We start from the raw sequence: 1,774 nt of genomic DNA on the forward strand, positions 1-1,774 counted from the left end.
ACGCCACCCCGTCGAACTCATCGGCGGAGTCCGCTTCCCCGCCATCGGTGAACTGCCCTACCTCCTCACCCTCGCGGGCCACGGCTTCTACTGGTTCCGGCTCTCCCGAGTCCTCTCCCGCGCTGCCCGAGGGCGTTGAAGCGCGGGCCGGCGAAAGGACGCGTCACCATGTCGAAGACCGCATCCGCACTGCTCCGGCCGAGTGGCGAGGAGGTCGCCACCGGCCTCATGACCTCGCTGGCGGGACTGCTGCGCGAGTGGCTGCCACGGCAACGCTGGTTCGCCGGCAAGGACCGGCCGGTCACGGACCTCGCCCTGCTGTCGATGACCGAGTTGTACCCGGGCTGCCTGCATCTGCTGGTGTACACCGGTCAGCCCAGCCATCCCGGTCACGGCGGGGTGCCCGCGCCGGGTGGACCGCCCCCGGCCGGTGACTGCTACCAGCTCCTGCTCGGGGTGCGCGAGCATCCGGTGCCGCGTCTGGCCCGGGCGCTCATCGGGCGGGCGTCCGAGGGACCGCTCGCCGGTCTGACGGTGTACGACGCGTTGTACGACCCCCGGTCGGCCGAGGTGCTCCTCGAACGGCTGCGGCATCCCGGCTCGGCGGGCCCGCTGCGTTTCGAGGCTGACCCCGGCGCACGGGTGCCGGCCGGGCTGGCCCCCCGGCTGCTGGACGCCGAGCAGTCCAACTCCTCACTGGTGTACGGCGACGCGTACATCCTGAAAGTCTTCCGGCGCATCCAGCCGGGGGTGAACCCCGACCTGGAGGTGCCGGGCGCGCTGGCCGGGCAGGGGTGCGGCCGGGTGCCGGCGCCGGTGGCCTGGTTCCGGACGACCGATCCGTTCCCGGCGACCCTCGGTGTGCTGCAGCCGTTCCTGCCCGACGCGTCGGACGGCTGGACGCTGGCGCTCGGCGCACTCGCCGCCGGGCAGGACTTCACCGCGCAGGCCCGTGAGCTGGGCGGGGCGACGGCGGAGGTGCATCTGGCGCTGGCCTCGGCCTTCCCCACCGGGGCCCACGACGAGAACGGGCGGACGGCGGCCGCGATGACCGAACGACTCGACGCCGCCGCACGCTGCGTACCGGCCCTGCGGCCGTACGTCCCCGGACTGCGCTCGGCCTTCCGCGCCCTGCTCGCCTGCGACCCGGGACCGTCCGCGCAGCGCGTGCACGGCGATCTGCATCTGGGGCAGGTGCTCCGGGCCGGCCCGGACTGGTTCGTCATCGACTTCGAGGGCGAGCCGTCCCGTCCGCTCGCCGAGCGGTGCGGCACCCAGTCGCCGGTGCGGGACATCGCCGGGATGCTGCGCTCCTTCGACTACGCCGCGCGGCAGCGCCGGCCCTGGCGCCCGGAGTGGGCGCGCCGGTGCCGGGAGGCGTACTGCGCGGGCTACGCGGCCCGCGCCGGCTGGGACCCGCGCGAGAAGCACGGTCTGCTGCGCGCCTACGAGACCGACCGGGCCGTGTACGAGGTCCTCTACGAGGCCCGGCACCGTCCCGACTGGCTCCCCGTACCGATGGCGGCGATCGAGCGTCTCGCCGTGAGAGGAGACTGAACCCGTGGCCCTGCGTGACACCACGCCCCCCGAGTCGGCCGGGCCGCCCCGGCGCCGCCGCCCCGCACGGGATGGCCGCCCAGCAGGGCGGGCGGGCCGGGGGGGCGGCCGGAGCGGAGCCTGGCACGCCCCTCGCGGGCGAGGGGGGGGGCGGCCCAGCGCGGACGCGGGCGGGGCCGGCGGGGCCCGGCGGGCCCGGGGGGGCGCGGTGCAGCCA

At 76.0% G+C, this 1,774-nt stretch carries 2 protein-coding genes; both read left to right on the plus strand.

What is annotated here, in order from left to right; all coding sequences use genetic code 11:
- Positions 1-139, plus strand: a 139-nt coding sequence (locus P1P70_RS44215) for an alpha-glucosidase C-terminal domain-containing protein (protein ID WP_319248090.1), incomplete at its 5' end; no start/stop codon positions are given.
- Between the two features lie 29 nt (positions 140-168).
- Positions 169-1,557, plus strand: a complete 1,389-nt coding sequence (locus tag P1P70_RS44220; protein ID WP_319248088.1) for a maltokinase N-terminal cap-like domain-containing protein — start codon at positions 169-171, stop codon at positions 1,555-1,557.
- Positions 1,558-1,774: the final 217 nt, after the last annotated feature.

The sequence above is a fragment of the Streptomyces sp. MB09-02B genome, assembly GCF_033794485.1.
In the GTDB taxonomy this organism is placed as follows: domain Bacteria; phylum Actinomycetota; class Actinomycetes; order Streptomycetales; family Streptomycetaceae; genus Streptomyces.